The organism is Streptomyces sp. NPDC051576 (assembly GCF_040681835.1).
Classification (GTDB): domain Bacteria; phylum Actinomycetota; class Actinomycetes; order Streptomycetales; family Streptomycetaceae; genus Streptomyces.
This window is the reverse complement of the sequence record NZ_JBFAZO010000013.1, coordinates 86,040-108,651: the sequence shown is the minus strand read 5'-3', so window position 1 is coordinate 108,651 and position 22,612 is coordinate 86,040. Positions and strand designations below refer to the sequence as shown.

General features: G+C 70.7%; 17 protein-coding genes. 3 read left to right on the top strand and 14 right to left on the bottom strand.

What is annotated here, in order from left to right; genetic code table 11:
• Positions 1 to 10: 10 nt before the first annotated feature.
• From serA to AB0M63_RS35845, 6 genes are all read right to left on the bottom strand, one after another.
• Positions 11 to 1,600, bottom strand: a complete 1,590-nt coding sequence (gene serA, locus AB0M63_RS35870) for a phosphoglycerate dehydrogenase (RefSeq protein WP_355920850.1) — start codon at positions 1,598 to 1,600, stop codon at positions 11 to 13.
• A 232-nt stretch (positions 1,601 to 1,832) separates the two neighbouring features.
• Positions 1,833 to 2,831: a ketol-acid reductoisomerase gene (gene ilvC / locus AB0M63_RS35865; protein ID WP_355920853.1), complete on the bottom strand. Its 999-nt coding sequence runs from the start codon at positions 2,829 to 2,831 to the stop codon at positions 1,833 to 1,835.
• Between the two features lie 142 nt (positions 2,832 to 2,973).
• On the bottom strand, positions 2,974 to 3,501 hold the full coding sequence (gene ilvN / locus AB0M63_RS35860) for an acetolactate synthase small subunit (protein ID WP_355920856.1): 528 nt from the start codon (positions 3,499 to 3,501) through the stop codon (positions 2,974 to 2,976).
• Positions 3,502 to 3,521: 20 nt separating this feature from the next.
• On the bottom strand, positions 3,522 to 5,375 hold the full coding sequence (locus AB0M63_RS35855) for an acetolactate synthase large subunit (protein WP_355920858.1): 1,854 nt from the start codon (positions 5,373 to 5,375) through the stop codon (positions 3,522 to 3,524).
• Positions 5,376 to 5,612: 237 nt separating this feature from the next.
• Positions 5,613 to 8,591 (bottom strand): EAL domain-containing protein, encoded by a 2,979-nt coding sequence (locus AB0M63_RS35850; RefSeq protein WP_366022285.1) that lies wholly within the window; start codon positions 8,589 to 8,591, stop codon positions 5,613 to 5,615.
• A 455-nt stretch (positions 8,592 to 9,046) separates the two neighbouring features.
• Complete coding sequence (locus AB0M63_RS35845) at positions 9,047 to 9,994, bottom strand: 2-hydroxyacid dehydrogenase (protein ID WP_366022284.1); 948 nt, start codon at positions 9,992 to 9,994, stop codon at positions 9,047 to 9,049.
• A gap of 76 nt (positions 9,995 to 10,070) precedes the next feature.
• Here AB0M63_RS35845 and AB0M63_RS35840 point away from each other — a divergent pair, with 76 nt between their 5' ends.
• A complete protein-coding gene (locus tag AB0M63_RS35840; RefSeq protein ID WP_355920868.1) occupies positions 10,071 to 11,069 on the top strand; it encodes an aldo/keto reductase in 999 nt (332 codons plus the stop codon).
• 186 nt (positions 11,070 to 11,255) lie between these two features.
• A complete protein-coding gene (locus AB0M63_RS35835) occupies positions 11,256 to 12,410 on the top strand; it encodes a PQQ-dependent sugar dehydrogenase (protein ID WP_366022460.1) in 1,155 nt (384 codons plus the stop codon).
• Here the strand turns inward: AB0M63_RS35835 and AB0M63_RS35830 are convergent.
• From AB0M63_RS35830 to AB0M63_RS35800, 7 genes are all read right to left on the bottom strand, one after another.
• Positions 12,367 to 12,600: a DUF6191 domain-containing protein gene (locus AB0M63_RS35830; protein WP_355920870.1), complete on the bottom strand. Its 234-nt coding sequence runs from the start codon at positions 12,598 to 12,600 to the stop codon at positions 12,367 to 12,369. The genes AB0M63_RS35835 and AB0M63_RS35830 overlap by 44 nt on opposite strands.
• A 37-nt stretch (positions 12,601 to 12,637) precedes the next feature.
• Positions 12,638 to 15,700, bottom strand: coding sequence for an AAA family ATPase (locus AB0M63_RS35825; protein WP_366022283.1), 3,063 nt, complete (start codon positions 15,698 to 15,700; stop codon positions 12,638 to 12,640).
• Positions 15,701 to 15,801: 101 nt separating this feature from the next.
• Positions 15,802 to 15,987, bottom strand: a complete 186-nt coding sequence (locus AB0M63_RS35820) for a hypothetical protein (RefSeq protein WP_355920876.1) — start codon at positions 15,985 to 15,987, stop codon at positions 15,802 to 15,804.
• A gap of 197 nt (positions 15,988 to 16,184) precedes the next feature.
• Positions 16,185 to 16,787 (bottom strand): hypothetical protein, encoded by a 603-nt coding sequence (locus AB0M63_RS35815; RefSeq protein WP_355920878.1) that lies wholly within the window; start codon positions 16,785 to 16,787, stop codon positions 16,185 to 16,187.
• A gap of 35 nt (positions 16,788 to 16,822) precedes the next feature.
• The gene (locus tag AB0M63_RS35810; RefSeq protein WP_355920881.1) at positions 16,823 to 17,398 is read right to left on the bottom strand and encodes a GNAT family protein; all 576 of its coding nucleotides are present in this window, start codon (positions 17,396 to 17,398) and stop codon (positions 16,823 to 16,825) included.
• Positions 17,376 to 19,619, bottom strand: a complete 2,244-nt coding sequence (locus AB0M63_RS35805) for an MMPL family transporter (RefSeq protein ID WP_366022281.1) — start codon at positions 19,617 to 19,619, stop codon at positions 17,376 to 17,378. Before AB0M63_RS35805 ends, AB0M63_RS35810 begins: the two co-directional genes overlap by 23 nt.
• Before the next feature lie 206 nt (positions 19,620 to 19,825).
• The gene (locus AB0M63_RS35800; RefSeq protein WP_355920887.1) at positions 19,826 to 20,119 is read right to left on the bottom strand and encodes a hypothetical protein; all 294 of its coding nucleotides are present in this window, start codon (positions 20,117 to 20,119) and stop codon (positions 19,826 to 19,828) included.
• Between the two features lie 117 nt (positions 20,120 to 20,236).
• Here AB0M63_RS35800 and AB0M63_RS35795 point away from each other — a divergent pair, with 117 nt between their 5' ends.
• Positions 20,237 to 21,019: a methyltransferase domain-containing protein gene (locus AB0M63_RS35795; RefSeq protein ID WP_366022279.1), complete on the top strand. Its 783-nt coding sequence runs from the start codon at positions 20,237 to 20,239 to the stop codon at positions 21,017 to 21,019.
• A gap of 70 nt (positions 21,020 to 21,089) precedes the next feature.
• Here the strand turns inward: AB0M63_RS35795 and gatB are convergent, their stop codons facing one another.
• Complete coding sequence (gene gatB, locus AB0M63_RS35790; RefSeq protein ID WP_355920890.1) at positions 21,090 to 22,604, bottom strand: Asp-tRNA(Asn)/Glu-tRNA(Gln) amidotransferase subunit GatB; 1,515 nt, start codon at positions 22,602 to 22,604, stop codon at positions 21,090 to 21,092.
• Between the last annotated feature and the right edge of the window lie 8 nt (positions 22,605 to 22,612).

Below are 22,612 nucleotides of genomic sequence, written 5' to 3'. Positions count from 1 at the left end.
GTAGGTTCGGTCAGACCAGGTTCACCGACCGGGCCGACGTGGCCCCGATCTCCTCGGCCACCTCGGCCAGCACACCCGCGGCAACCGTGTCGTCGACGGTAAGGACGGCCAGCGCCTCGCCGCCCGCGACCGAGCGCGAGACCTGCATGCCGGCGATGTTGATGCCCGCCTCACCGAACACACGGCCGACGGTGCCGACCACACCGGGACGGTCCTCGTACCGCAGCACCACCATGTGGTCGGCGAGCGCGAGGTCGACGTCGTAGTCGCCGACCGCGACGATCTTCTGCAGGTTCTTGGGACCGGCCAGCGTGCCGGAGACCGCGACCTCCTCGCCGGTGCCGAGCGTGCCCCGCACGGTGACCACGTTGCGGTGGTCGGCGGACTCGGAGCTGGTCGTGAGGCGGACCTCGACACCGCGCTCCTGCGCGAACAGGGGGGCGTTGACGTAGGACACGGTCTCGTCGACGACGTCCTCGAACACGCCCTTGAGCGCGGAGAGTTCGAGCACCTTGACGTCGTGCTGGGTGATCTCGCCGTAGACCTCGACGTCGAGGCGGACCGCGACCTCGCCCGCGAGGGCGGTGAAGATGCGGCCGAGCTTCTCGGCGAGCGGCAGGCCGGGCTTGACGTCCTCGGCGATGACGCCGCCCTGGACGTTCACCGCGTCCGGGACCAGTTCACCGGCGAGCGCGAGGCGCACCGAGCGGGCGACCGAGACACCGGCCTTCTCCTGGGCCTCGTCGGTGGAGGCGCCGAGGTGCGGGGTGGAGACGACCTGGTCGAACTCGAAGAGCGGGGAGTCCGTGCAGGGCTCCTTCGCGTACACGTCGAGGCCGGCGCCGGCGACGCGGCCTTCCTTGAGCGCGGAGTACAGCGCCGCCTCGTCGACGATCCCGCCGCGCGCGGCGTTGACGATGCGCACGGTCGGCTTGACCTTGCGCAGCGCCTCGTCGCCGATCAGACCGACCGTCTCGGGGGTCTTGGGCAGGTGCACGGTGATGAAGTCGGAGACTTCGAGCAGCTCGTCCAGGGAGAGGACCTTGACGCCCATCTGCGCGGCCCGGGCGGGCTGGACGTAGGGGTCGTAGGCGACGACCTTCATGCCGAACGCGGACATGCGCTGGGCGACCAGCGCGCCGATGCGGCCGAGGCCGACGACGCCGAGGGTCTTCTCGGCCAGCTCGACGCCGGTGTACTTGCTGCGCTTCCACTCGCCGTTCTTCAGCGCGGCGTTGGCCTGCGGGATGTGGCGTGCGGTCGCCAGCAGCAGACCGCAGGCCAGCTCGGCGGCGGTGACGATGTTCGAGGTGGGGGCGTTGACGACCATCACGCCGGCCTTGGTGGCGGCGGAGACGTCCACGTTGTCCAGGCCGACGCCGGCTCGTGCGACGACCTTCAGCTTGCGTGCGGCGGCGACCGCCTCGGCATCGACCTTGGTGGCCGAGCGGATCAGGATCGCGTCCACGTCGGCGATCGCGGGGAGCAGTTCGGCTCGGTCCGCGCCGTTGCAGTGGCGGATCTCGAAGTCCGGGCCGAGGGCGTCCACGGTCGCGGGCGACAGCTCTTCAGCGATGAGTACGACAGGTTTCGAGCTCACGTGAGTCCTCACAAGTCCATTGCGTGCGGACGGCCGTCCCGACGGCCGCAGGCGGTGGAGGTACGAACCGCGTGGAGACGCACGACGCTGTGGGCCTGACGCGTATGTAGTACGGCAGTGTAGTGGCGCGCCGACAGTCGTCTTACGCCTCCGCGGAAGGATCACCCGTCCGTGACCGGCCGGGTTGGACAAAGGGGCCGGAGCGCGCGCTCCGGCCCCTCGGCCTCAGGCCTTACGCCTCTTCGTCGACCCAGCTCATCAGCTTGCGGAGCTGCTTGCCGGTGGTCTCCAGCAGGGACTCGGCGTCCTTCTGCTTGTACTCGTTGTACTTCTTCAGGCCGCCGTGGTACTCGGCCATCCACTCACGGGCGAAGGTGCCGTCCTGGATCTCGGCGAGGACCTTCTTCATCTCGGCCTTGGTGGCGTCGGTGATGATCCGCGGGCCGGTGACGTAGTCGCCCCACTCGGCGGTCTCGGAGACCGACCAGCGCATCTTCTCCAGGCCGCCCTCGTACATGAGGTCGACGATGAGCTTCAGCTCGTGCAGGCACTCGAAGTAGGCGATCTCGGGCTGGTAGCCGGCCTCGGTCAGCGTCTCGAAACCGGCCTTGACCAGCGCGGCCGTACCACCGCAGAGAACCGCCTGCTCACCGAACAGGTCGGTCTCGGTCTCCTCGGTGAAGGTCGTCTTGATGACGCCGGCGCGGGTGCCGCCGATGCCCTTCGCGTACGACAGCGCGAGCGCGAAGCCGTTGCCGGTCGCGTCCTGCTCGACGGCCGCGATACACGGAACGCCGCGGCCCTCCTCGTACTGGCGGCGCACCAGGTGGCCCGGGCCCTTGGGGGCGACCATGCAGACGTCGATGCCGGCCGGCGGCTTGATGAAGTCGAAGCGGATGTTCAGGCCGTGGCCGAAGAACAGCGCGTCGCCGTCGTTGAGGTTGTCCTTGATGGACTCCTCGTAGACCTGGGCCTGGATCGGGTCCGGCACCAGGATCATGATGACGTCGGCCTCGGCGGCGGCCTCGGACGGCGTCACCACGCGCAGGCCCTGCTCCTCGGCCTTCGCCTTGGACTTGGAGCCCTCGTGCAGACCGACCCGGACGTCGACGCCCGAGTCACGCAGCGACAGCGCGTGGGCGTGGCCCTGGCTGCCGTAGCCGATGACCGCGACCTTGCGGCCCTGGATGATGGACAGGTCGGCGTCGGCGTCGTAGAACAGCTCGGCCACTTTGGGTTCTCTCCTTGGTGTGCAGGTGTTGCGTCCCACCGTATGACGGCGGCGGGAGGGGAAGTTTCCGGGTCTCGGAATGCGGGCGGCAGGCCGCTGCCGGCCGCCCGCGTTCCGGTCGTAGAAATGTCTTCTACGAGGGTTACGCGGACCGGTCGAGCGCGCGCAGCGAGCGGTCGGTGATGGAGCGGGCGCCGCGGCCGATGGCGATCGTGCCGGACTGGACCAGCTCCTTGATGCCGTACGGCTCCAGCATCTTGAGCATGGCGGTCAGCTTGTCGCTGCTGCCGGTGGCCTCGATGGTGACGGCCTCCGGGGAGACGTCGACGGTCTTGGCGCGGAACAGCTGGACGATCTCGACGATCTGCGAGCGCGTCTCGTTGTCGGCGCGCACCTTCACCAGAACGAGTTCGCGCTGAACCGCGGAACCGGCTTCCAGTTCGACGATCTTCAGCACGTTGACGAGCTTGTTGAGCTGCTTGGTGACCTGCTCGAGGGGGAGCGCCTCGATCACGTTCACCACGATCGTGATGCGCGAGATGTCGGGGTGCTCGGTGACGCCGACGGCGAGGGAGTCGATGTTGAAGCCGCGCCGGGAGAACAGGGCGGTGATCCGGGCGAGGACACCGGGCTTGTTCTCGACCAGGACCGAGAGCGTGTGCTTGGACATTTCTCTTTCGTCTCTCTCGCTCAGTCGTCTTCGTTGTCGCCGAAGTCGGGGCGGACGTCCCGGGCGAACATGACCTCGTCGTTCGAGGTGCCGGCGGCGACCATCGGCCACACCATGGCGTCCTCGTGGACGATGAAGTCGATCACGACGGGGCGGTCGTTGATCGAGTTGGCCTCTTCGATGACCTTGTCGAGGTCGTCGGGGGACTCGCAGCGGATCGCGTAACAGCCCATCGCCTCCGACAGCTTGACGAAGTCGGGGATGCGCGTGCCGGCGCTCGGCTGCTTTCCGTCCGCCTCCGGGCCGCTGTGCAGCACGGTGTTGGAGTAGCGCTGGTTGTAGAACAGGGTCTGCCACTGGCGGACCATGCCGAGGGCGCCGTTGTTGATGATGGCGACCTTGATCGGGATGTTGTTCAGGGCGCAGGTGGTGAGTTCCTGATTGGTCATCTGGAAGCAGCCGTCGCCGTCGATCGCCCAGACCGTACGGTCCGGGGCGCCGGCCTTCGCGCCCATCGCGGCCGGGACCGCGTAGCCCATCGTCCCGGCGCCACCGGAGTTGAGCCAGGTCGCGGGCTTCTCGTACTGGATGTAGTGCGCGGCCCACATCTGGTGCTGGCCGACGCCCGCCGCGAAGATCGTTCCCTCCGGGGCGAGTTGACCGATGCGCTCGATGACGTGCTGCGGGGAGAGCTGGCCGTTGTCGGGCTGCTCGTAGCCGAGCGGGTACGTCTCGCGCCAGCGGTTGAGGTCCTTCCACCAGGCGCTGTAGTCGCCGGTGTGGCCCTCGCTGTGTTCCTTCTGCACGGCCTGGACCAGGTCGGCGATGACCTCGCGGGCGTCTCCGACGATCGGCACGTCGGCGGCACGGTTCTTGCCGATCTCGGCGGGGTCGATGTCGGCGTGGACGATCTTGGCGTACGGGGCGAAGCTGTCCAGCTTGCCGGTGACGCGGTCGTCGAAGCGGGCTCCGAGGGCGACGATCAGGTCGGCCTTCTGCAGCGCGGTGACGGCGGTGACCGCACCGTGCATGCCCGGCATTCCCACGTGCAGCTCGTGACTGTCGGGGAATGCGCCGAGCCCCATCAGGGTGGTGGTGACGGGGGCTCCGGTGAGTTCTGCGAGGACCTTCAGCTCGGCGGTGGCGTGCGCCTTGAGGACACCGCCGCCGACGTAGAGGACGGGCCGCTTCGCGGCGGTGATCAGCTTGGCGGCCTCGCGGATCTGCTTGGCGTGCGGCTTGGTCACCGGGCGGTAGCCGGGCAGGTCCATGACCGGCGGCCAGGAGAAGGTGGTCTTGGCCTGGAGGGCGTCCTTCGCGATGTCGACCAGCACCGGGCCGGGGCGGCCGGTGGAGGCGATGTGGAAGGCCTGCGCAATGACGCGCGGGATGTCCTCGGCCTTGGTGACCAGGAAGTTGTGCTTGGTGACCGGCATCGTGATGCCGACGATGTCCGCCTCCTGGAAGGCGTCCGTGCCGATGGCCTTCGACGCGACCTGCCCGGTGATCGCCACGAGCGGCACCGAGTCCATGTGCGCGTCGGCGATCGGGGTCACCAGGTTGGTGGCGCCGGGGCCGGAGGTCGCCATGCAGACGCCGACCCTGCCGGTGGCCTGCGCGTAGCCGGTGGCCGCGTGGCCCGCGCCCTGCTCGTGCCGGACCAGGACGTGACGCACCCGCGTCGAGTCCATCAGCGGGTCGTACGCCGGAAGGATCGCACCGCCGGGAATGCCGAATACCGTGTCGGCCCCGACTTCCTCAAGAGAGCGGATGAGGGACTGCGCGCCCGTGACGTGCTCGGGGGCGGACTGCTGTCCTCCGGATCGGGGCCGCGGCTGCGGATGGGCCCCGGTGGCCTGCTCGGTCATCGTCATTCTCTTCTCGATGCTGAGGGTTTTTGCGAGGTTTGTGCGGGGTTCTACTGCTGCACGACTGGTCCCTGTGCAACAAAAAACCCCTCGTGCCGTGAGGCAAGCGAGGGGAGCGCGCCGGGTGCGGTCGCTGGGAGTTCCGGGTCCGTCCGGACGTCACCAGCTTCAGCCGACGCGCTTTCCAAGTACGAGAATTCGGGTGCGCATGGCATTGACCCTCCCCCCGGCACGCACCGACTGTCAAGTGGGTGGGACGGGAGTCTCATTATGTGAGCGGAGGGCCGTTCCGCCACCGAGAACCGCGGGCACACCACTGGTGTACACCCCGGAGCCGCCGCCCGCGAACGCGGGTTCCGCGGGCCCGTGCGGCACCGGATAGTGGCCGCGTGAGAGGGCCCGGCGCAGCCGGTACTCGTCCAGCGGCCCGGAGAAGGCCATGCCCTGCCCGTGCGTGCAGCCCATCGCGCGCAGGGCGACCACCTGTTCGGGCAGGTCCACCCCGTCGGCCACGGACTGCAGCCCGAGGTCCCCGGCGATCCGCAGCAGCCCACTGGTGATCTTGTGCAGCCGCGCGGACTCGACGACGCCCTCGACCAGACTGCGGTCCAGTTTCAGTACGTCCACGGGCAGCCGCCGCAGCGCCGTGATGGCCGCGTAGCCGCTCCCGAACCCGTCGAGGGCGATCCGGACCCCGAGCCGCCGCAGCGCGGTCAGGCGTCGCTCCAGCTCGTCCAGGGAGACCCGTGGGTCGGTGTCCGACAGCTCGATCACCAGCGAACCGGAGGGCAGCCCGTGCCGGGTCAGCAGGGCCTCGATCGAGCCGAGCGGCATCGAGCGGTCCAGCAGCCGCCGGGCGCTCATCCGGACGCCCACGGACACGGCGAGCCCGGTCCCGGTCCGCTCGGCGGCCTGCTCCACGGCCTCCTCCAGCATCCAGCGCCCCAGCTCGGCGGTCCTGTCGCTGTCCTCGGCGACCCGCAGGAACTCGGCCGGCGTGAACAGCACCCCCTGCGAGGACCGCCAGCGCGCCTGCGTGGACACCGACGCGATCCGGCCGTCCGTCAGCGACACCACGGGCTGGTGCAGCAGCGCGAACTCGCCGTTGTGCAGTGCGGCCCGCAGCCGGGTGGCCAGCTCCGCCTTCCGTACGACGTCCTGCTGCATCTGTGGGGCGTACAGCTCGACCCTGCCCTTGCCCGCGCCCTTGGCGCGGTACATGGCCAGGTCGGCGTTGCGCAGCAACTCCCCCGCGCCGAGGCCCGGTTCGGCGAAGGCGACGCCGATGGAGGCGGCGACGCGGACATCGTTGCCGTCGATGAGGTACGGCTGGGACAGGGTGACGCGCAGGCGGTCGGCGAGCTCCATGATGTGCCGCTCGCGGGCGGCGCGGTCCCGGGTGCCGTCGCCGACGATCAGGGCCGCGAACTCGTCGCCGCCGAGCCGGGACGCGGTGTCGCCGTGCCGGACCGAGTCCTGGAGTCTGCGGGCGGCCTGGACGAGGAGCTCGTCCCCGGCCTGGTGGCCGATCGTGTCGTTGACCGCCTTGAAGCCGTCGAGGTCGATGAAGAGCACGGCCGTGCCGCGGTCGGTGGAGCGGCGGCCGGACAGGGCCTGCTGGACGCGCCGGGTGAACAGCGCGCGGTTGGGCAGGTCGGTGAGCGGGTCGTGCTCGGCGTTGTGCTGCAACTGCGCCTGGAGGCGCACTCTTTCGGTCACGTCCCGGCTGTTGAAGATCAGGCCGCCGTGATGGCGGTTGACCGTGGACTCGACGTTCAGCCAGCCGCCGTCGCCGGACCGGAAGCGGCACTCGATACGGGTGGTGGATTCCTCGAAGGGGCCGGCGGTGAGGAAGCGGCGCACCTCGTGCACCACGCAGCCCAGGTCCTCGGGGTGGATGAGCGAGGCCAGTTCGGTCCCGACCAGTTCCTCGGCGGCCTTGCCGTAGACACCGGCGGCGGCCGGGGAGACGTAGCGGAGGATGCCGTTCGGGGCGGCGATCATGATGACGTCGCTGGAGCCCTGCACCAGGGAGCGGAAGTGGTTCTCCTTCTGGGCCAGTTCCTGGGTGAGGGTGATGTTGTCGATCAGCATGATGCCCTGGCGCACCACGAGCGCGAGGACCACGCAGCCCGCGGTGATGAGGACCACGCGGTCGGGGCTGCGGCCGTTGAGGACGTTGTAGAGGATCCCCAGCGTGCAGACGGCGGCGGCGAGATACGGGGTGAGCGCGGCCAGCGAGCCCGCGATGGGCCGGGTGGCCGGATACCGACCCTGCTCGGCGCCCGGCGCGGGTGCCTGGTGCCGGCTGCCGGCGGGCTGTCCGGGCCGGTGCTCGTGCACCACGCGCGTGTGCCCGTCGTCCTCGGGCCGGGCGTGCCGGGGCGCGGCCCACGGGGCGTACGCGAGGAGCAGTGAACCGGCGAACCAGCCCGCGTCGAGCAACTGGCCCGAGTGGTAGTTGTTGTGCAGCAGCGGCGAGGTGAACAGGGCGTCGCACATCACGGTCAGGGCCAGCGCGCCGATCGCGGTGTTCACGGCGGTGCGGTTGACCGAGGAGCGCCGGAAGTGCAGCGCGAGCACCATGCTGACCAGGGCGATGTCGAGCAGCGGGTACGCCAGCGACAGCGCGGTGTGGGCCACGCTGGGCCCGTCGAACTTGGCGGCCTGGGCCAGCGCGAGGCTCCAGGACAGCGTGAGCAGCGAGCCGCCGATCAGCCAGGCGTCCAGCGCCAGACAGACCCAACCCGCTTTGGTGACCGGTCGTTTGGCGAGCACCAGCAGCCCGACGATGGCGGGCGGCGCGAAGCACAGGAAGAACAGATCGGCGTAACTGGGGCTGGGCACGGGTCGCTCCAGCACGACCTCGTACCACCCCCATACTCCGTTGCCCAGCGCCGCCATCGCCGAGGAGAGCGAGAACAGCAGCCAGGCGGGTCGAAAGCGGATACGGCGGCTGCGCGCGTAGAGGAAGCACGAGACGGCGGCCGTACCCGCCGCGGCGCTCAGTCCGAAGTCGCCCATGATCAGCGCGAGTTGGGACGACCCCCAGTCGAGCGCCGAACCGACGGCGTATCCCGCGCACACCAGGGCCAGGACGAGTTGCTGGACCAGGCTGCGTCCGCCGCCGGGACCCGGCGGTCGGGGCAGCCGCGCTTCGGGCGAAGTCCGGTCCCGGAGCGCCCCGTTGAGGGTGGTCGTCGGAGACGGTGGCGCGCTCACCGGGCCCTCCCGGTCCGCGTCGCTCCCGGGTCCCGCGGGCCCCGGTGCGCTGGATGGGTGTGCCTCCGGCGGCCGCCCGGCCTTCGGTGATGGTGTCCGTGGTGGCCGGGATGTCCGCCGTGGCCGCTGTGACTGCCGTGATTGCCGTGATTGCCGTGATTGCCGTGGTGGCCGCGTCTGCGCGCGGCGGTGCGCCAGGGTCGCCGTCGACGGCCCCGCCGCGTCGGATCGCTCGTCCATAGGCCGTGCATCGCCCGTCGCCCCCCTCACAGTCTGAAATGTCCATCCCCGGCGCCGAACGGTGCGCGGCGCAGCCCCTGCCGGGACGATACACCAGTCTCGTCACTCAGGGACATAGTTCCTCTACGCTCCGTGACGACCAGCGGAGATGCGTGCACGCCCCGCTTTCGGAAGATTGCGGAGGGTACCGGAAGCGGATTGCACGCTTGTTGCGACTACCCCGTCGGTCCTGTCGTAAGGATCACGTTGCGCAGCGGCTCCTGGTTCACGAACCGACCCAACTGGTCGGCAACCAGACGCTTCGCCCTCGGCAGGAACGCCGAGGTGGGCCCGCCGACATGCGGACTGATCAGCACGCCGGGGGCCTGCCACAACGGGTGCCCCCGGGGCAGCGGTTCGGGGTCGGTGACGTCCAGCGCCGCGGTGATACGGCCGCTCTCCAGCTCCGCGAGCAGCGCCTTGGTGTCCACGACGGGGCCGCGGGCCACGTTGACCAGCAGCGCCCCGTCCTTCATCCGGGCCAGGAACTCGGCGTCGGCCAGGTGACGGGTGGTCTCGGTGAGGGGCGTGGACAGGATGACGACGTCCGCCTCCGGGAGCAGCGCGGGCAGTTCGGCGAGCGGATGCACCGGTCCGCGCTCGGTGGTGCGCCCGGAGCGCGCCACCCGCGCCACCCGCGCGAGCTCGAAGGGAGTGAGCCGGTCCTCGATGGCGGAGCCGATGGAGCCGTAGCCGACGATGAGGACGGACTTGTCGGCGAGGGCGGGACGGAACCCACCGAGCCACTCCCCCTTGTCCTGCGCGCGCACGAAGTCGGGGATGCCGCGCAGCGAGGCGAGGATCAGCGCCAGGGTGAGTTCGCCGGTGCTCGCCTCGTGCACTCCCCGCGCATTGCACAGCCGCACACCGGGGCGCAGGTGCGTGAGCCCCGGCTGCACATGGTCGATGCCGGCCGACAGGGTCTGCACGACCTCCACGGAACCCATCTCCGGCAGCGGCCGCACGCTGATCTCCATGCCCTTCATGTAGGGCACGACGTAGAACGCGCAGTCGGCCGGGTCCGCCGGGAACTCCTCACCCCCGTCCCAGAACAGATAGTTCGGCCCCTCCGGGAGCCCCTCGATCTCCTCCGGAGGAATGGGCAGCCACACGTCAGCAGTCATGGTCAGGAGGCTATGTCAGGGCCACGCGCGCGTAGAGGTTAGGTTGGGGAGCCGGAAGAGGGAGGGTCACGAGCAGGTGGAGCGCAGGACGATCGGCGCGGGGGCGCTCGCGATGGGGGCCGTGGGACTCGGTTGCATGCCTATGAGTTGGGCGTACAGCGGGTCGCGGCAGCGGGGCGACGAGTCGGTCAGGGCGGTGCACCGGGCGCTCGATCTGGGGATGACGCTGCTGGACACCGCCGACATGTACGGCCCGTTCACCAACGAGCTGTTGCTGGGGCGGGTGTTGAAGGAGCGGCGCGAGGACGCGTTCGTGTCGACCAAGGTCGGTCTGCTGGTCGGCGAACAGCACATCGTGGCCAACGGCCGCCCCGGCTATGTGAAACGCGCCTGCGACGCCTCACTGCGCCGCCTGCAGACCGATGTGATCGACCTCTACCAACTGCACCGCGCCGACCCCGAAGTCCCGGTCGAGGAGACCTGGGGCGCGATGGCGGACCTCGTACGGGCGGGAAAGGTACGGGCGTTGGGGATGTGCGCGGTCGGTGCCCGTTCCGCGCGCCGGCCGGGGGCGCGGCTGCATGACGGAACGATCCGCCAACTCCAGCGCGTGCAGCAGGTGTTCCCGGTGACCGCGGTGCAGGCCGAGTTGTCGGTGTGGTCGTCGGAGGCGCTGGACGCGCTGCTGCCGTGGTGCGCGGCGCGCGGGGTCGGCCTGCTGGCCGCGATGCCGCTCGGCAACGGCTTCCTGACCGGCACGCTGACCCCGGGCGAGGGCTTCGAACCGGACGACGTGCGCGCCCGGCATCCCCGTTTCACCGCGGAGATGACGGCCGCGAACCAGCCGATCGTGGCCGGGCTGCGACGGGTGGCCCGGCGCCACGGCCCGGAGGTCACCCCGGCGCAGGTGGCCCTGGCGTGGGTGCTGGCGCAGGGCCCGCACGTGGTGCCGGTGCCGGGCACCAAGCGGGAGCACTGGGTGACGGAGAACGCGGGGGCGGCGGAGCTGCGCCTGACGCCGGAGGACCTCACGGAGGTCGCGGAGCTGCCGGCGGCGCTGGGGTCCTGGGACTGACCGCCGTACACGGGGCGGGGCCGGATCGTGCGTCGGCGCTCACGGATCGGGAACCCGAGCGGCGCGAGCGGTGTATGAAAAGTAGAACCAGCCGCAGGGCCCGGCCGTGAGCCCACCGCAAGAACCCGCCGTACCCACTGGTGAGTACCCGCCCGTCGAAGGGACCTGATCGTGCAACGACGAGTCGTGTCGGCCGCCCTGGCCGTGACCGCGCTCCTGCTGACGGCCGGCTGCTCCTCCGACGGCGGAGGATCCCCGGGCGACGCCACCAGTACGTCGGCGGGCAGCGGCGGTACGACGGCGGGGGCATCCCCCTCCGCGCAGGCCGCCGAGCAGACCCCGCCCGCCAAGGGCACGGTGAAGGTGCTGCGCACGGTCACCGAGGGGCTCAAGACCCCCTGGGGCCTGGCCCCGCTGCCCGACGGGAACCTGCTGGTCTCCTCCCGGGACGACGGCACCATCACCCGGATCGCCGAGGCCACCGGCAAGAAGACCGAGCTGGGCACGGTGTCCGGGGTGTCCCCGGCCGGCGAGGGCGGCCTCCTCGGCATCTCGCTCTCCCCGGACTACGCCTCGGACCACATGATCTACGCCTACTTCACCTCGGACTCGGACAACCGCATCGTCCGCATGCTGTACGACGCGAAGAAGCCGGCCGGTGAGCAGTTGGGCGCGCCCGACACCATCTTCAAGGGCATCCCCAAGGGCTATATCCACAACGGCGGGCGGATCGCCTTCGGCCCGGACGGCATGCTGTACGCGGGGACGGGCGAGAGCGGTCAGCGGGGTCTGGCGCAGGACAAGAAGTCCCTGGGCGGCAAGATCCTGCGGCTGACCCCGGAGGGCGACCCCGCTCCGGGCAACCCGTTCCCGAATTCGCCGGTGTACACCTATGGCCATCGCAATGTGCAGGGTCTGGCCTGGGACACCAAGCAGCGGCTGTTCGCCTCGGAGTTCGGCCAGGACACCTGGGACGAGCTGAACGCGATCAAGCCGGGCGACGACTACGGCTGGCCGGACGCCGAGGGCAGGACCAGCAACCCGAAGTACCACAGCCCGATCGCCCAGTGGCACACGGACGACGCCTCCCCCAGCGGCATCGCCTATGCCAAGGGCTCCATATGGATGGCGGGGCTGAAGGGCCAGCGCCTGTGGCGCATCCCGCTGGACGGCACGAAGGCGTCGGCCACCCCGCAGGCCTTCCTCACCGGCAAGTACGGCCGGCTGCGCACGGTGGTGTCGGCCGGTGGCGACAAGCTGTGGCTGGTGACCAGCAACACGGACGGGCGGGGCACGCCTAAGTCGGGGGACGATCGGATTCTGGAGCTTCAGGTGACGTAGCGGACGCGTCGGCGGACAGATCGGCAGCGGGGTCCGGCAGGCGTACGACGACCTTGCCGGACTCCAGGTCTATCGGACCGCGCCCGGGGTCGCCGTCACCGACGTCCTCCCTGGTCATCTCCAGCCGATTGCGCTCGTCCTCGGTGTGCTTGCGGCCCGGTGAGAACAACTCCTCGAACATGTTGAACACGGCGCCTCCCCTGTGCCGGTCCCCTACAGCGTACGGCTCATCCCGCGGATCGCGCGGTGAGCGGATCGGGCGGGAACAGGCCCAGCCTGTGGGCCACCGCCGCGGCCTCTCCCCGGCCCGAGACGCCGAGCTTGCCGAGGATGTTCGAGACGTGGACGCTCGCGGTCTTGGGGGAGATGAAGAGTTCCTCGGCGATCTGCCGGTTGGTGCGCCCGGCGGAGACCAGGCGCAGGACGTCGCGCTCCCGGCTGGTGAGGCCGAGTGCCTCGACGGGGTCGGCGGGGACGGCTCTCGGCTCGGGGACCCGGGTGAGCGTCAGGCGGGCCCGCTGGGCGAGCAGGGCGACGGCGTCGGCGAGCGGGCGGGCGCCGAGGTGGTCGGCGACGGCGGCGGAGAGGCGGAGCAGTTCGGTGGCGCGTTCGCGTTCGTCGTCACCGCCGGTGGGGTCGGAGAGGAGGGCTTCGGCGAGGCGGTGGCGGACGCGGGCGAGGTCGTAGGGGCGGTCGAGGCGTTCGAAGGCGGCGACGGCCTCGGACCAGTGGTCGGGGGCGCAGCGGCCCTCCGCGTGCAGCAGTTCGGCGCGCAGCCAGCGTTCGTGGGCCTGCCAGACCGGGACGTTGGTGGCGACCGGTTTGGCCGCCTCCCGGATGCGTTCGAGGATCTTGGGGCGGCCGGGGTCGGCGGCGGGCAGGCCGATGGCCTGGGTCTCGGTGATGGCCGCGGCGACCAGCAGGGGCCAGGTCTCGAAATGGGTGCCGGGCCGGAATCCGGAGTCCAGGGCCTGTTCGAGGGTGGCGCGGGCGTCGAGGAGGCGGCCTTCGGCGGCGGCGACCTGGATCTCGATCCGCTCCAGCGGCTGGTGGTGCTGGGGTGCGATGTCATGGGTGCCGAAGTGCTCGCGGGCCGCGGCCAGTTGGCGGCGGGCCTCAGGCACATCGCCCTGGGCGAGGGCGAGTTCGGCGCGGAGGCGGGCGTGGAAGCCGCGGGGTTTGGCGCTCTGACCCACCCGCTCCGCCTTGGTCGCGGCCTCGGCGGCCTCGTCCCAGCGGCCCAGGGTGAAGAGGGATTCGGCGAGGTTCCCCCAGATCCAGGCCTCTTTGTCGAACTGGCCGAACTTCTTGGCGAAGGCGAGCCCCGTCTCCAGGATCGGGACGGCCTCGCGGGAGCGGCCGACATTTTCGAGGCAGGACGGAAGGTTCACATAGCTGCGGCCCGCGACGGTGGAGATGCCCTCGGCGACCGTCCGTTCGTTCACCTCGACCAGCTCGGCGAGGCCCGCCTCGACATCGCCGGAGGCGACCATGAGGCCGGCCAGCGTGAGGCGGGCGTCCATCTCGATCTCGCGGGCGCCCACCATCCGCGCGTACTCGACCGCGCGCTCGGCGGCCACATAGGCGTCGGGTCCCGGCACATGGACCATGGACCAGCCGGCGACCTTGGCCAGTACCTCGGCGTGCACCTCGGAGGGCGGCAGTCCGCGGACCAGTTCCTGGGCGGCGGCCAGTTCGGGCCAGCCGTCACCGCGGCTCTGGTTCCGGATCAGGACGGAGCGCTGCACCCAGAACCAGGCGGCCCGCAGCGGGTCCCCCTCGTCCTCCAGGAGGCGCAGTGCCCGCTTGGTGATCTTCAGGGCGCGCTCGCGCTCCCCGCTCAGCCGGCCGGCGACCGCGGCTTCGGCCATCAGGTCGAGGTAGCGCAGGGGCGTGGTCTCCGGGTCGCAGCCGCAGGGGGGATAGACCTCGGCGTAGTCGAGGGGGCGCAGGGCGGCGCGTACGGCGTCGGGGACGGTGTCCCACAGCTCCATCGCCCGCTCCAGGAGCCGCAGTTGCTCGGAGTGGGCGTGTCGGCCGCGGGCCGCGACGGAGGCGTCCAGGACGGCGGGGAGGGCCTTGGCGGCGTCGTGGGCGTGGTACCAGTAGCTCGCCAGCCGCATGACGCGCTGGTCGGCGGGGACGAGCGTCGGGTCGGCCTCCAGGGCCTCGGCGTAGCGGCGGTTGATGCGGGAGCGCTCGCCGGGCAGCAGGTCGTCGCCGACCGCCTCGCGGACCAGGGAGTGGCGGAAGCGGTATCCGTCGCCGCCGGGCGCGGCCTGGAGGATGTTGGCGCCGACGGCGGCCCGCAGCGCCTCGATGAGGTCGTCCTCGGCGAGCCGGGCGACGGCGGCGAGCAGTCGGTACTCGACGGTCGAGCCGCCCTCGGCGACGATCCTGGCGACGCGTTGGGCGCTCTCGGGCAGTGACTCGACGCGGACGAGGAGCAGGTCGCGCAGCGAGTCGGTGAGGCTGGTGCGGCAGCCGTCGGGGGCGGCGACGGCGAGTTCCTCGACGAAGAAGGCGTTGCCGTCGGAGCGTTCGAAGATCTCGTCGACCTGGGCGGGGTCCGGTTCGGCGGCGCGGATGCCGGCGATCTGGCGGCCCACCTCCTGCCGGTTGAAGCGGCCGAGTTCGATCCGGCGGATCGTGCGGAGCCGGTCGAGTTCGGCGAGCAGCGGGCGGAGGGGGTGGCGGCGGTGGATGTCGTCGGCGCGGTAGGTGGCGAGCACGACGAGGCGGCCGGTGCGCAGGGTGCGGAAGAGGTAGGCGAGGAGGTGGCGGGTGGAGGCGTCGGCCCAGTGCAGGTCCTCCAGGGCGACCACCACCGTGCGGTCGGCGGCGACGCGCTCCAGGAGGCGCGCGGTGAGTTCGAAGAGGCGGGCCATGCCCTCCTCGTCTCGGCCACGGGGTCGGCCGGCGGGCGGTGCCTCCGCCAACTCGGGGAGCAGTCGGGCGAGTTCCTCCTCCTGTCCGGCGGCGGCCGCGGACAGTTCGGCGGGCAGTTCGCGGCGCAGGGCGCGCAGGGCGGTGGAGAACGGGGCGAAGGGCAGTCCGTCCGCGCCGATCTCCACACAGCCGCCGAGGGCGACGACGGCGCCCTGCCGGCAGGCGGCGGTGGCGAACTCCTCGACGAGCCGGGTCTTGCCCACCCCGGCCTCACCGCCCAGCAGCAACGCCTGCGGCTCGCCCGCGGCGGCGCGGGCGAGCGCATCGTTCAGCGTGTCCAGTTCGTCGGCGCGGCCGACGAAGACCGGACTGACGGACCTGGTCTCCACGGGTTGGAGCATGTCACGCGGGTCTGACAACGCGGCACCCGTTTTCGGGCGGGCGGCCGAGGGGAGGAGCGCCCCGGCGGGCGCCGTACGGCCGCCCTCCCGTGCCGGAGCGTTCACCACGCACGGGCGAACAGGTGCCGACGAGGGCGTTCGGTATGCACCTCCCCTTCGGCGGCCTGCCGGGCCTGCTCGCGGCGGGCGGCGCGGCGGCTGCGGACGGCTTCGCGGGCGAGGCGCTCGTTGGCGGCCTGGCGGCGCAGTTCGGCGGAACGGATCTGGTGGAGTTCGTACTCGTGCATCTCAAGTCCCTTGGTGGAGGCGGTTTTTCGGCTTCGCTTGGTGCGATGCCTCAACCTTCGTCTCCAAGGGGGGGCCGCCACATCGGGAGAGTTCCGCATCTTGCGGGGCCCGGCGGGCCTTAGACATGAGTAAGGGGCCTCAGGTCCTCCGTAAGGTGCTTACGAAGGCCCTAAGACCCCTGATGAACTGCGGTGACTCAGCTGCTCGCGGAGGGCAGGCTGAGCAGGATGTCGGTGTACTTCAGGACGGCCAGGAGCAGGCCCACGACACCGAGCGTGACGCCCGCCCAGGCGACCGACTTGATCCAGACGGCCTGCGGCTTGCCGGGGGTGCCGAACGCGGGGCGGACGAGGACCGCGACGCCGACCAGCGCGGCGACCAGGGCGAAGATGCCGGCCCACAGCGCGGTGGTGTGCCAGGCGTCGCCGTAGACCTCCTTGATCTGCTTCGCGACGCTCGCGGTGGAGGAGGTCGAGAGCTGGCCCTTGAGGGTCTCGCGGGCGGCGGCGACGGTGCCGATCCAGCCGCCGGAGAGCGAGATGAAGCCGAGTGCGGCGGAGACCACGGCGGCGGCGCCCTGGCCGACGCCGGTCGGGCCCTCGCCCTCCTCCTCGCGGAGCTTCGCCAGCTCGGCGGCGTACTCCTCCTCGGTGAGGTCGTCCTCGTGCTCGGCCTCGTCGGTGGCCTCGTTCTCGGTCGCGGTCACTTCCTCGTCGGTCTTGGTGACATCGACGGTCTCCGCGTCGCTCTTCACCTCGGTGGCCTCGTTCGCGGCCTCGTCAACAGTCTTGGTACCCATGGTGCGCACGGTAGGGGTGAAGTCTGAGAAGTTCCTTAAAGATCGCTGTGTGGGTCACGCGCGCGTGCTTCGCGCCACTCAGGTGCGAGCACCGACCACACCTCGATGTCGTGCCGTACCCCCCGATAGGGGTGTGACTCGCGGAGGACCGCGTCCCTGGTCATGCCCATGCGGCGGGCAACATTCAGGCTCTTCTCATTGCCCGACGCGGCATGCCATTCGACCCGGTGGATACCGCGCTGTTCGATCGCGAAATCGATGAGGATCCGGATCGCGCGGGTGATCAGCCCGCGCCCGGCGGCGGCGGGTTCCAGCCAGCAGCCGACTTCGCAGTTGCCCTGGTCGGCATGGAAGTTGAGGAAGAGGACCCCGCCGACGAGCTTCCCGTCCAGCCAGATGCCGTGCAGGGACGCGCTGTCGGCGGCGCGCAGGTCGGCGTAGCGCTGGAGCATGGCCCGCGCGGACTCGACGTCCGTCTCCTTGGAGCCGAAGGAGATGTACTGGCCGATGAACTCCCGGCCACGCTCCAGGTGGGCGAAGAACTCCTCGGCGTGCCAGGGCTCCAGGGGACGCAGTTCGGCCCCGTCGTCACCCAGGGATATCGCGTACATCCTGCTCCCGCTCCTTGGCCAGGACGTCCGCCACCTCGGCGTCCGTCGCGGCGGCCAGCCTCTCATGGGCGGCGCGGCACTCGGGCGGTTCGATGCTGATCCGGGGCAGGACGCGGTCCAGGCTCCGGGGCAGCCACCAGTTGGCGCCGCCGAGCAGGTGCATGAGGGCCGGGACCAGGAGGGTGCGCAGCACGAAGGCGTCCAGGGCGACGGCGGAGGCGAGCGCGATGCCGAACATGGCGATCACGCGGTCGCCGCTGAGCACGAATGCGAGGAAGACGGAGATCATGATGACGGCGGCCGAGTTGATGACACGGCTGGTCTCGGCGAGGCCGACGCGGACGGCCCGGCGGTTGTCGCCGGTTTCCAGCCATTCCTCGTACATCCGGCCGACCAGGAAGACCTGGTAGTCCATGGAGAGTCCGAAGAGGACCGACACCATGATCACTGGGAGGAAGGGTTCGATCGGTCCGGCCCGGCCGAGGCCGAGGAACTCGCTGCCCCAGCCCCACTGGAAGATCGCGACGACGACCCCGAAGGCGGCGGCCACGGCGGCGACGTTCATCGCGGCGGCCTTGAGCGGGATGCCGATCGACCGGAAGGCGAGCAGGAGCAGCAGGCAGCCGAGCGAGATGACGACCCCGACGAACAGCGGGAGCTTGCCGACGATCACGGCGGCGAAGTCGTCGTAGCTCGCGGTCACTCCGCCGACGTGGATGTCGAGCGAGGTGCCGGTCTCGGCCCGGGGCAGTACCTCGGTGCGCAGCCGGTCGACGAGGTCGCTCGTCTTCTGGGACTGCGGTGCCGAGTCCGGGACGACCGAGAAGTAGCCGGTGGAGCCGCCGGCGTCGTAGGTCACCGGGGTCACGGAGGCGACGCCCTCGGTGGTGCGGAGGGTGGCGTCGAGGTTGTCGAGGGCGAGCTTGTCCTCGGCTCCGTCGATCTTGGTGACGAGGGTGAGCGGGCCGTTGACGCCGGGGCCGAAGCCGTCGGCGAGGAGGTCGTAGGCCTGGCGGGTGGTCGACGCCTTGGGGTCGTTGCCCTGGTCGGAGGTGCCCAGGTGGAGGGCGAGGGTGGGCAGGGCGAGGACGGTCATGACGGCCAGGGCGAGGATGCCGAGCAGTTTCGGGTGGCGCTCGACGAACACGGACCAGCGGGCGGCGAGGCCGGTGGGCAGCTCCGGCTGGGGCCCGTGCTCGGCCAGCCGGCGGCGTTCGCGGCGGCTGAGGGCGCGCGGGCCGATGAAGGACAGCAGGGCCGGGAGCAGGGTCACGGAGGCCGCGACGGTGAGCACCACGGTCAACGAGGCGGCGATGGCGACCCCGTTGAGGAAGCCGAGCCGCAGGATCAGCATCCCGAGGAGGGCGATGCACACCGTGGCGCCCGCGAAGACGACCGCGCGTCCGGTGGTGACGACCGCGCCGGTGACCGCCTCGGCGACGGAGAGCCCGCGTTTCAGCCCGCGCCGGTGTCTGGTGACGATGAACAGGGCGTAGTCGATGCCGACGCCGAGCCCGATCAGCATGCCGAGCATGGGCGCGAAGTCGGCGACGGTCATCGCGTGCCCGAGCAGCACGATCGCCGCGTACGCGGTGCCGACGCTCACCAGGGCGGTGCCGATGGGCAGCAGCGAGGCGGCGAGGGAACCGAAGGCGAGGAACAGCACGAGGGCGGCGACGGCCACCCCGACGATCTCGGCGGTGTGCCCGCTCGACGACTCGGTGAGCGCGATGGCGCTACCGCCCAGTTCCACCTGGAGCCCGTCGGTCTCGGCGGCCTTCGCGGCGCTGACGACCGCCTGCGCCTGGGACTTGTCGATGTCCTCGGCCTGGTGCGCGAAGGTGACGGTGGCGTAGGCGGTCCGTCCGTCGGCGCTGATCCGGCCGGTGCCCTGGCCGTCGTACGGGCCGACCACGGAGGCGACTCCGGGCAGGCTCGCGATCTTGTCCAGGGCGTCCGTCATGGTCTGTTCGACGTCGGCGGCGCGGACCGAGCCGGGCGAGGTGTGCCAGACCACGGTGTCGCTGTCGCCGCCGAGACCCGGGAACCCCTCCTTGAGGAGCTGAGTCGCGCGGCCCGATTCGGTGCCGGGCGCCTCGTAGTCGTTCGAGTACGCCGAGCCGGTGACGGCGGCGGCCGCGGTGATCCCGCCGAACGCGAGGAGCCACAACAGGACGGCGGCGAGGCGGTGCCGAACACACCAGCGGGCAAGGGCTGCCACGAACGTGCTCCCGGGGATGGTGAATTGTGGATCTTTGACCGGGAAAACTCGTCCAAGGGATGAACAGCCCGCAAAGAACGCATGAGCAGTACGAGGCACACTCTTGCAGCAGAATGTGATCGTTCATGGCGTTCGTGCGCCGGATCACGGGAGTGGGAGCCAGATCACAGGACAGTAACGGGAACTCTGTCACCTCGGCTGTCGCCTCAGTCGAACTGGTCCCCCAGCGCCATCACCATGGCCCCGACGACCAACAGCCACAGGGCTCGTCTGGTACGACCCCGGGAGCCGAGGACCGACGCGAGGGCGCACACCGCCGCGCCCAGGGCATAGGCGGCCGGCACGAGCGCGGGTGCTGACCCACTGGCCCGGAGCACCGCCGCGGCCACACCCGCGAGGGCCAGCACGGCGCCGGTCAGGGCCGATGTCCAGCGGGCCCGTCGCGCGTCCAGTGCCGGATCCCCGAAGTCCGGTATCTCGGAATCTCCGCGTGCGTCCATGGCGGGCGAGCGTAGCGCGTCCTCCTGAGAAACCTGATGCGCGGCCAACCGACGTCCTCCACAATCTCGTTGCTCTCCCCCAGGAAGCTACGCAGAACCGGAGGAGCCCGTTCACCGATGTCCGACACCGACCTGACCGACCGCCTGACCCATCCCCGCTACCCGCGCAGCAACGGCTACGACGCCCGCTGGACCATCGAGAACCAGATGGGCCCGCACGCGCTGTGGCTCCTGGAGTGGCTCGCCCCCGCCCTCGGCCTCGACACCCTGCGCCCGGGCGCGCGGGTGCTCGACCTGGGCTGCGGACGCGCCATGACCTCCGTCTTCCTCGCCAGGGAGTACGACGTCCAGGTCACCGCCGCCGACCTGTGGGTGAAGCCCGACGACAACGCCGTACGGATCGCCGAGGCGGGCGTCGACGGCCGCGTGCTGCCCGTGCACGTCGAGGCGCACGACCTGCCCTTCGCGGAGGGCACGTTCGACGCGATCGTGTCGATCGACGCGTACCAGTACTTCGGCACCGCCGACCTCTATCTGCCCACGCTCACAAGGCTGTTGAAGCCCGGCGGACGGATCGGCGTCGTCATGCCCGCGCTCCGGGAGGAACTGCCCGGCGACGAACCGCCCGAGCATCTGAGGCCCTTCTGGGACCCCGGCTTCTGGGCCTTCCACTCCGCCGACTGGTGGCGCCGCCACTGGGCGCGCGGCGGGACCGTGGAGGTCGAGACCGCCGACTGGCAGCCCGACGGCTGGAAGGACTGGCTGCTGTGGAGCGAGGTGTGCGCCGAGGAGAGTCCCTACGACTGGATGGCGCGCATGGCCCGTGAGTCTGTGGAGCTGGTGCGGGCCGACGAGGGGCGCACGCTTGGCTTCGTGCGGGTGGTCGGGCGCCGCACCTGATCACACGCCTGATGACACACCTGGGGGGATGCATCGCAACCGATGCATCCCCCCAGGGAGTTGACTTCCGTCAGCCCTCGCTGACGCCCAACTGCTCCAGGATCAGCTCCTTGACGCGGGCCGCGTCGGCCTGACCGCGGGTGGCCTTCATGACCGCGCCGACCAGGGCGCCGGCCGCCGCCACCTTGCCGCCGCGGATCTTGTCGGCGATGCCCGGGTTGCCGGCGATGGCCTCCTGGACGGCGGTGGTGAGGGCGCCGTCGTCGGAGACGACCTTCAGACCGCGCTTCTCGACGACCTCGTCCGGGGTGCCCTCGCCGGCGAGGACGCCTTCGATGACCTGGCGGGCCAGCTTGTCGTTCAGGTCTCCGGCCGTCACCAGCGCGGTGACCCGGGCGACCTGCTCGGGCGTGATGGGCAGCTCGTCGAGCGCCTTGCCCGACTCGTTGGCGCTGCGGGCGAGTTCACCCATCCACCACTTGCGGGCGGAGGCCGCGTCGGCACCGGCGTCGATCGTCGCGACGATCGGGTCGATGGCACCGGCGTTGAGGATCGACTGCATGTCGAAGGCGGTGATCCCCCACTCCTCGCTCAGCCGGTTGCGGCGGGCCAACGGCTGCTCGGGCAGCCCGGAGCGGATCTCCTCGACCCACTCGCGCGAGGGTGCCACCGGCACCAGGTCCGGCTCGGGGAAGTACCGGTAGTCCTCGGCCTCCTCCTTCACGCGGCCCGAGGTCGTGGACCCGGTGTCCTCGTGGAAGTGGCGGGTCTCCTGGATGATCGTGCCGCCGGAGTTCAGCACCGCGGCGTGGCGCTGGATCTCGTAGCGGGCGGCACGCTCCACGGAGCGCAGCGAGTTGACGTTCTTCGTCTCGCTGCGGGTGCCGAACTTCTCGCGGCCGTGCGGACGCAGCGACAGGTTCACGTCGCAGCGCATCTGGCCCTGCTCCATCCGCGCCTCGGAGACCCCGAGCGCCCGGATCAGCTCGCGCAGCTCGGCGACGTAGGCCTTGGCGACCTCGGGGGCACGCTCGCCCGCACCTTCGATCGGCTTGGTGACGATCTCGATGAGCGGGATGCCGGCGCGGTTGTAGTCGAGCAGCGAGTGCGAGGCGCCGTGGATACGGCCCGTCGCGCCGCCGACGTGCAGCGACTTGCCGGTGTCCTCCTCCATGTGGGCGCGCTCGATCTGCACCCGGAAGGTCTCGCCGTCCTCCAGCTGTACGTCGAGGTAGCCGTTGAAGGCGATCGGCTCGTCGTACTGGGAGGTCTGGAAGTTCTTCGGCATGTCCGGATAGAAGTAGTTCTTCCGGGCGAAGCGGCACCACTCGGCGATCTCGCAGTTCAGCGCGAGGCCGATCTTGATCGCGGACTCGACGCCGATCGCGTTGACGACCGGGAGCGCGCCGGGCATGCCGAGGCAGGTCGGGCAGGTCTGCGAGTTGGGCTCGGCGCCCAGTTCGGTCGAACAGCCGCAGAACATCTTGGTCTTTGTGCCGAGTTCGACATGGACCTCAAGGCCCATGACGGGGTCGTACGACGCGAGAGCGTCCTCGTACGACTCCAGGTCGGTCGTGGTGGTCACGGTGAACT

Bases quoted from the DNA above. Each gene is read 5' to 3' on its own strand.
- AB0M63_RS35845 (WP_366022284.1), bottom strand. From the start codon at position 9,994: ATGACTGCTGACGTGTGGCTGCCCATTCCTCCGGAGGAGATCGAGGGG.
- ilvN (WP_355920856.1), bottom strand. From the start codon at position 3,501: ATGTCCAAGCACACGCTCTCGGTCCTGGTCGAGAACAAGCCCGGTGTC.
- AB0M63_RS35795 (WP_366022279.1), top strand. From the start codon at position 20,237: ATGTCCGACACCGACCTGACCGACCGCCTGACCCATCCCCGCTACCCG.
- AB0M63_RS35815 (WP_355920878.1), bottom strand. From the start codon at position 16,787: ATGGGTACCAAGACTGTTGACGAGGCCGCGAACGAGGCCACCGAGGTG.
- AB0M63_RS35855 (WP_355920858.1), bottom strand. From the start codon at position 5,375: ATGACGATGACCGAGCAGGCCACCGGGGCCCATCCGCAGCCGCGGCCC.
- AB0M63_RS35810 (WP_355920881.1), bottom strand. From the start codon at position 17,398: ATGTACGCGATATCCCTGGGTGACGACGGGGCCGAACTGCGTCCCCTG.
- AB0M63_RS35825 (WP_366022283.1), bottom strand. From the start codon at position 15,700: ATGCTCCAACCCGTGGAGACCAGGTCCGTCAGTCCGGTCTTCGTCGGC.
- AB0M63_RS35820 (WP_355920876.1), bottom strand. From the start codon at position 15,987: ATGCACGAGTACGAACTCCACCAGATCCGTTCCGCCGAACTGCGCCGC.
- AB0M63_RS35800 (WP_355920887.1), bottom strand. From the start codon at position 20,119: ATGGACGCACGCGGAGATTCCGAGATACCGGACTTCGGGGATCCGGCA.